The organism is Phenylobacterium sp. (genome assembly GCF_016793285.1).
GTDB lineage: Bacteria > Pseudomonadota > Alphaproteobacteria > Caulobacterales > Caulobacteraceae > Phenylobacterium.
The window spans coordinates 1-7,756 of sequence record NZ_JAEUMO010000089.1 but is presented as its reverse complement, the minus strand read 5'-3'; the positions used below and the strand labels follow the sequence as shown (position 1 = coordinate 7,756).

At 69.9% G+C, this 7,756-nt stretch carries 4 protein-coding genes and 1 pseudogene; 3 read left to right on the top strand and 2 right to left on the bottom strand.

Translation table 11 applies throughout. The features are described from left to right. On the bottom strand, positions 1-633 hold a 633-nt coding region (locus tag JNL41_RS09370; RefSeq protein WP_293474281.1), incomplete at its 3' end, for a TonB-dependent receptor plug domain-containing protein. 220 nt (positions 634-853) lie between these two features. Further along, positions 854-3,843 (bottom strand): annotated as a pseudogene (locus JNL41_RS09365) (TonB-dependent receptor). Between the two features lie 546 nt (positions 3,844-4,389). Between JNL41_RS09365 and JNL41_RS09360 the strand changes: the two are divergent. The 3 genes from JNL41_RS09360 to JNL41_RS09350 all read left to right on the top strand — a co-directional run. Next, on the top strand, positions 4,390-4,719 hold the full coding sequence (locus JNL41_RS09360) for an STAS domain-containing protein (RefSeq protein ID WP_293474279.1): 330 nt from the start codon (positions 4,390-4,392) through the stop codon (positions 4,717-4,719). A gap of 31 nt (positions 4,720-4,750) precedes the next feature. Further along, a complete protein-coding gene (locus JNL41_RS09355; protein ID WP_293474277.1) occupies positions 4,751-5,713 on the top strand; it encodes an MBL fold metallo-hydrolase in 963 nt (320 codons plus the stop codon). Next, on the top strand, positions 5,688-7,756 hold a 2,069-nt coding region (locus JNL41_RS09350), incomplete at its 3' end, for a CHASE2 domain-containing protein (protein ID WP_293474276.1). The genes JNL41_RS09355 and JNL41_RS09350, both read left to right, overlap by 26 nt.

Below are 7,756 nucleotides of genomic sequence, written 5' to 3'. Positions count from 1 at the left end.
GTCGGCGTTGTCGAAGGTCTTCCCGTAGATGGCGTTGGCCGTGTAGTCGCCGTTCGAGCCGTCGACGAGGCGGTAGTCGCCGCTCACTTCCAGGCCGTCGAAGCGGTTGCGGGTGATGAAGTTCACCACGCCGGCGATGGCGTCCGAGCCGTAGGTCGCCGCGGCGCCGTCCTTCAGCACCTCGACGCGGCCGATGGCCGAGACGGGCAGCAGGTTGGTGTCGACGCCGCCGCTGCCGGCGCCCGCCGAGGACACGACGCGGCGGCCGTTCACCAGCACCAGCGTCCGCAGGCTGCCGAGGCTGCGCAGGTTGATGGAGCCCGCGCCGACCTGGCCCTGGGCGGCGGTGGAGAACTGGTTGGAGTCGCCCAGCACCGGCCCGCTGACTGGCAGGCTCTTGATCAGTTCGATGGTGTTCGGCGAGCCGCGCTTCTGGAGCTCTTCGGCACCGATCACTTCGACCGGCAGCGCCGCGTCCTCCGCCGTGCCGCGGATGAACGAGCCGGTGACGACCACTTCCTGGACGTCTGCCGGTTCGCTGGCCGCCGTTTGCGCGCTCGCGGGCGCGGCGACACCGAGGGCGACGGCGACGGCCAGCGCCGACCCGCCGCAGAATTGACTGCGTTTGTTCATGTGACTTTGTCCTTCCCCTCCCGTGACCGGCCGCCCGCGTCTTTGCGCGGATCCACCCCCCGGGATCGCCACATTCTTGGCGGGATTTCAGGGAAAAGAATACCGTTGTTTGGAAAAACACGGGTCCGTCAATAGGGCCGCAACCCCCAGCCCCATAAAGGATTGAGCGCCGCCGGCGGGGCCGGCGGCGCTCAAAAGCGACTCTGGTTCTACGTTCGGCTCAGAAGCGCTTCTTCGCCGAGATCTTGAAGACCCGGCCCAGCGGATTGCCGGTGAAAGGGTCGTAGTTCAGGTCGAGGCGGGCGAACGAGGGATCACGGTCGAAGATGTTGTCGACCGAGAGCACGATCGTCGTGTCCCACGGCGCCTGCCAGCGGTAGTCGAGGTCGACCAGGACGGTCGACTTGATGTTCGTCCCCTTGGTGTTGACCAGGCCGGTCTGCGCGTTCGGCGCCAGGATCCCGGCGCCGGGCACGTCGGCCCGCTGGTCATGGTAGGAGTCGATGTAGCTGGCGGTGAGGCGGATATTGTGGGCGCCCAGCGTGTACTCGGCGAACGCCTGGCCCTTCCACTCCGGCAGCGGCGTGGCCGATAGCTGGTAGTTCAGGAGACCCACGGCGTCGTAGCCGCGCTGCACGACCACGCCGCCGACCGAGAAGTCGTCCAGCTTGTAGTTGATCGTGTAGGTCGCTGAGACGCCGACCCGGGCATTGCCGCCTGCGAACACCTCGCCGAAGTCGTAGTCGGCCAGGAAGTCGATGCCCGAGGTCTTCAGGTTGGGCCCGTTGACCACGAAGCTCGACACCCGCGAGATGTTGGCCTGGCCGCAGGTCCCGCCCGAGAACGTGAAGCGCGCCTGCAGGCCGGCGAAGGCCGGGTTGTTGCAGTTCGTCGCCGCGCCGCCTGGGAACATGGTAGCGACCATGGCGCCCGACGGCTCGGCCACGATGGGCTTGCGGAAGTCGAAGCGCCAGTAGTCGATGGTCGCCTTCAAGCCGCCGGTGTTGAAGATCAGGCCAGCGGTGTAGTTGTCGGCCTTCTCGGGCTTCAGGTTCGGATTGCCCGTGAAGTCGATGGCGCGGAAGGCGCCGCCGATGAACGAGAAGCCCGTGCCGGTGGAGGGGTTCAGCGACGCCAGCGGCGGGCCGCGGAACGTAGTGCCCGCGCCGCCGCGGACGGGGTGACCTGCCAGCGCAGCGAGGCCTTCGGATTGAAGGTCGACCCCACGTCGCCGTTGTAGTCCTCGTAGCGCGCGGCGAGCTGGAGCTGGATGTCCTCGCTGAAGGGTACGGAGACCTCCGCGAAGCCGGCATAGACCTGCTGGTCCAGGTCAGCCTTGCTGGCCGTGGCCAGGAACAGGAAGGCCCCGGCCTTGCCGCCGCAGTTCGTCGCCCCCGTCACCACGGTGTCGATGCAGGGGGTGACGTCGGCGTCGCCGAAGGCGTTGTAACGGGTCTCGTAGACGTCGTTGCGGAACTGCACGCCGGCCGCCCAGGCCACCGGCCCGCCGCCCAGCTCGATGCCGGTTTCGCCGGTGATCACGGAGTCGACCACGAACAGGCGCTGGGCCTGCTTGGTCGAGAGCTGCTGGAAGAACCAGCGGACCACGTCGGGATTGTTGGCGACCGAGGCGGTGTAGCCCGGGTTCGTCTGGCCCGTGATGGCGTTCGCCTGGATCGAGTTGGAGAACGGGTTGAAGAAGTAGCAGCCCAGCGCGGTGTTGCCGGCGTTGGTGGTGAAGTTGTTGGTCTCTGCCGCCGTACAGCCGCCGGCCGCGCCGCTGGCCGTCGAGCCGAAGCCGCGCAGGGCGAGCTGGAGGCGCGACACCAGGCTGTCGTAGCCGGTCCGGCGGGCCACTTCCTGGCCGTAGGTGACCGCCACGTCGTAGCCCAGCCCGCCGAAGGGCAGGTCGCCCTTCAGGTTGGCGGAGACCCGATAGGCCTCATACTGGCGCAGGCCTTCCGACGGCCGGCTGTCGTCGCCGAAGATCGGGTTGCCCTGGAACGACAGCGGCCGGTAACGCACGCCGGGGATGTGGACGCCGGTCGCGGCGGCCGGGATCGCCGTCGGGTTCGCGGCCCGGTAGGCGATCAGGCCAGGGTTGTTCGCCGGCACGAAGTAGCCTTGCAGCAGGGCCGGCGTCAGGGTGCCGACCGTCGGGTTCGTGGTCGCCGTGGGCGACTGCAGCGCGAGGTACGACGGCGAGGTCTTCCAGCGCGGCATGTCCGTCTTGGAATAAAGCGCCTCGACGTGCAGGTGATGGTTCTCCGAGAGGTCGGCGTTGATCTCGCCGTAGATCTGCAACCGATTCTCGTGCTCGATGAGGTTGTCGTACTCCGAGAAGTGGAAGTTACAGGCCGGAAGCCCCCCGCCGATGGCCGCGCCGCCCAGCGGCGTACAGCCGTTGTCGAGCTGGAAGCCGGCCAGCGGCACCCAGGCGCCGGCGGCGTTCTGCGTGATCGGCGCAAAGGCCGTCACGCTGGAGCCGCCCGACCAGCCGCCGATGTCGTTGTCGGCGAAGGAGCGCACCGCGAAGTCGCGGTCGATCACCTTCAGCTCGGAGCGGTGCTGGTAGCCCGCGGTCAGCAGGATGTTGCCGTTTTCCCAGGCCTGGCCCCACACCGCCGAAGCGTCCCAGTCGCCCTTCGAGCCGTCGATGTACTTGTAGCTGCCGCCGACCTCGAGGCCCTCGAAGTTGGTGCGGGTGATGAAGTTCACCACGCCGCCGATGGCGTCAGAGCCGTAGGTCGCCGCGGCGCCTTCCTTCAGGATTTCGACCCGGCCGATGGCGGCGGTGGGCAGGATGTTGGTGTCGACGATGCCCGAGGCGCCCTGGCCGAACGGGTTGGGCGCCATGCGCCGGCCGTTCAGCAGCACGAGGGTCCGCGCCGCGCCGAGGCCGCGCAGGTTGATCGAACCCGAGCCCTCCGAGCCCTGAGCGCGGGTGTCGAACTGGTTGGTGTCGCCGAGCACGCCGGAACTGACCGACATCCCCTTGATCAGTTCGAGGGTCGACGGCGCACCCTGCTTCTCGAGATCTTCCTGGCTGATGACGTCGACGGGAAGCGCCGCGTCCTCCGGCGTGCCGCGGATGAACGAGCCGGTGACGACGACTTCACCGATCTCGGTGGAACTGGCCTGCCCTGCGGCCTGGGCGGCCTGAGCATGGGCCTGGCCCGATGCGCCGAGCGTGGCCAGAGCGGCCAGCATCGACGCGCTGCAGAAGAATCTGCCTTTCGACATGGTTTTCCTCCCCTCGGAAGCCTCATGTGTGGGCCCGCCTGAGTGGGAGGATTAAGAGGGTGATTATTGCAGCTTCGCCACACAAATTCCCCCGTTCGGGCAACGATGTCCTCTGAACGCGGCGCCCGCGCAACAGCCTATGACGTAAGGAGATGCTGCGCCCTGACCCAGGGGAACGCCGCGCGCCCCGAGGCCCCGCCTCAAGTGACCACGGTTTAGATATCCGCATCAAAATCGTCGCGGCGCGGTCCCGCCGCTCCTCCGTCGGCCGGTTCACGGGATCGCGCGCCCGGCGCCCGCTCCGTCCCGCCCGATTCGCCACAGGCCCGGGCCCGGCAGCCCGAGCGTCCCACGCCCTGTGACGCGGCCCGTCGCGGCCCGCGAGCGACGCGCCTGTCGCGCGAATATTGTTGCGCGGGCTCGGCGGGCGCGCTCAGTCTGGCGCTCGGTGGGGATGCGTGACGGGACACGGGCCGCCCGGGGCGGCCGTGGTGTTCGGGCGGGGAACTGGGCATGAGCTTGAGTTGGCAGCTTCGGAATGCGGGCGACAGGCTCGTCGGCGCGCCGGAGGGCCGCGTGGACGAGACCACCTGGGAGGCCTTCTCCGGCCACCTCATCGCCGCCGTGCGCGACGCCGCCCAGGCCGGCCTGCCGCTGATCGTCGATCTCTCCAGGCTCGAGTACATGTCCTCGCGGGGCCTGCGGGCGCTGACCATCGGCCGGCGCGAGGCGGGGGAGGCCGTGAAGATCACGCTGGCCGCGCCCAACGCGCGGATGCGCGAGATCCTCGCGATCAGCCGCTACGACAAGCTGTTCACCATCGCCGACAGCGTCGGCTCTTGAGCACCTGATCGGGGACGAGGGGATTTCTTCGATGCTGGTACGCTTCTGGGGCACGCGCGGGTCGTTGCCGGTGGCCCGCCCCGCGCTGGCGATCCAGGGCAAGATCGCCCGGGCGCTGGTCGCGGCTGGCGGCCGCAAGTTCGTCCACGAACTCGAAGCTGACACCTGGGCGCGCAAGAACCTGGAATTCTCCACCTACGGCAGCTACGGCGGCGCGAGTTCCTGCGTCGAGATCGAGGGCGCCAGGGACTGCTTCTTCGTCTGCGACATGGGCTCGGGCCTGCGCGAGTTCGGCATCGACGCGTTCCGCCGCTGCGCCGAGGGCCACCCGCGAGTCTACCACTTCTTCCTCAGCCACCTGCACTGGGATCACATCATGGGCTTCCCGTTCTTCGGGCCGGCCTTCGACCCCGGGGCGCACATCTATGTCCACTCGGGTCATCCCGACGCCGAGGAGGCGCTGCGCCGCCAGCAGGAGGAGATCAGCTTCCCGGTGCCGTTCGACTGGCTGAAGGCGAAGTTCGAGTTCATCGTCCACCAGCCGGGCGAGACCTTCGAAGTCGCGGGCGTGACCGTCAGCCTCGCCAGCCAGTACCACAGCCACGACTCCTACGGCTTCCGGTTCGAGACGGGCGGCAAGGCGGTGATCTACTCCACCGACTCCGAGCACAAGATCGACAACATGGAGGCCGAAGCCGCCTTCGAGGCCTTCTTCAGGGATGGCGACCTCGTGATCTGCGACACCATGTACTCGCTGGGCGACACCGTCAGCCTGAAGCAGGACTGGGGTCACTCCTCCAACGTGGTGGCCGTCGACCTCTGCCACGCGGCCCACGCCAAGCGGCTGGTGCTGTTCCACCACGAGCCCACCTACTCGGATCGCGACATCCAGCGTATGCACGGCGAGACCATCCGTTACGAGGAGCTGGTCCGCGCGGACCGGCCGCCGCTGGAGGTGCTGTGCGCGTATGACGGACTCGAAGTCAGGGTCTGACGCTCCCGGGCCGGTCGCGCGGCGGGCGCGCCTGCCGATGTTCGGCGCGTCGCCGGACGGCGCCCTCGGAGAACTGGACCGCTGGGCGCGCGTGCGGGTCCGGGTCATCGGGCTGGTCGCCGCGATCCTGGGGGCGATGCTGCTGGCGGCCACGGGCACGGCGCTCCGCCAGCCGCTGTTCGACCTGGCGCAGAACATCGCCCCGCCGCCGCTCCCGACCGGGAAGGTGGCGGTCGTGGCGGTCGACGCGCCCAGCCTCGCCGCCGTCGGCGGCTGGCCCTGGTCGCGCTACACGATGGCGCGGCTGACCGAGCAGATCGCCGCCCGCGGCGCGACGGCCATCGGCTTCGACTTCCTGTTCCCCGAGCCCGACCGCCAGGCGCCGGCCGACTTCATCAAGCTCTACCCCGAGCTTTCGGGGACCGCGGCCGGCGAGGTCTCGACGCTGCCGTCGATGGACGCCGTCTTCGCGCGCGTGATCGGGCGCAGCCCCGTGGTGCTCGCCCGCGCCGGCGTGGGCGACGAGACCTTCGACAAGCTGGAGGGCGACGAGGCCGCCGCCGCCCCGCCCCTGCCGCCGGACGTGCAGTTCCGGGGGCCGGTCCCCGCGGCCGTCCCGACCTACCCGACGGTGGCGGCGAACCTCGACATCCTGGACGGCGCGGCGCTGGGCCACGGCCTCGCCAACGGCCCGCCCGATCCGGACGGCGTGATCCGCCGGGTCCCCCTGCTCGGCAAGGCGGCGGGCGCGCTCACGCCCAGCCTGGCCCTCGACCTCGTCCGGGTCGCCGAGGGGCAGGACGTGATCCGCCTCGACGGGACGAAGGACGCGCTGGCCGCCATCCGCCTGGGCCGCCATCGCGTGCCGGTCGACGCCGGAGGACGGGTCGAACTGCGCTTCGCCGCGCCGGCGGGTGCGAAGGAGAAGGGCCTCGCCGACTTCATGACCTACTCGGCGGCCGACCTGCTGCGCCAGGGCCTCCCCGCCGACGCCTTCGAGGGCAAGATCGTGCTGGTCGGCCTGACCGCGGCCGGCACCTCCGACGTCGTGACCACGCCGCGCGCGTCCGAGACCTACGGCGTCTTCGTCCAGGCGCAGGCGGTCGACGCGATCCTGCGCAGCGCCGCCCTCGACCGGCCCGCCTGGGCGCCGCTGGCCGAGTGGGGCGTGGGCCTGGCGCTGGTGCTGCTGGCCTGGCTCGCGGTGCCGCGCCTGCCGATCGGAGCCATCTCCGCCATCGCCGCGGCCGAGGTCGTCGCCGCCTTCGCCGCGAGCTGGATCGCCTTCCGCCAGGATCTGATCCTCGACCCGCTGCCCATGCTCGTCCCGGGCGCGGCGACCTCGGCGGTGATGGTGCTGCTGCTCTTCGTCGAAGGCCGCCGCGTCCAGACGCGCCTGCGCGGCCAGCTCGAGGACGAACGCCTGTCGGCCGCGCGCATCTCGGGCGAGCTGGCCGCGGCCAGCGAGATCCAGTTGGGGATGCTGATGCCGCGGGCCGAACTCGCGCGCGTCTCGCCGGCCGTGGAGATCGACGCGGCGCTGCAGTCGGCCAAGACTGTCGGCGGCGACCTCTACGACGCCTTTCCGTTCGACGACGGCCGCGTCTGCTTCCTGGTCGGCGACGTCACCGGCAAGGGCGTGCCGGCCTCGCTGTTCATGGCGCTCGCCAAGGCCCTTTCGCGCAGCCTCCTGATGCGGCCCGACACCCCGCTGGCCGCCGCTGTGGGAGAGATCAACGCCGAACTCTCGCGCGACAACCGCCAGGCCATGGCGGTCTCGCTGCTGGTGGGCGTGCTGCACCCCGATGACGGGACCCTGCACCTCTGTTCGGCGGGCCACGAGAACCCGCTGGTTGTGGATGGCGCGGGCCGGGTGCGCGAGATCGCGCTCGACGGCGGCCCGCCGCTCTGTGTGGACGAGGGCTTTCCCTACCCGGACGAGACCCATCTTCTTGGGTCGGATGAGACCCTGTTGTTTTTCACGGACGGCCTGACAGAGGCGCAGGACCCTTCAGGCGCATTGCTGGACCGCGAAACGCTGTT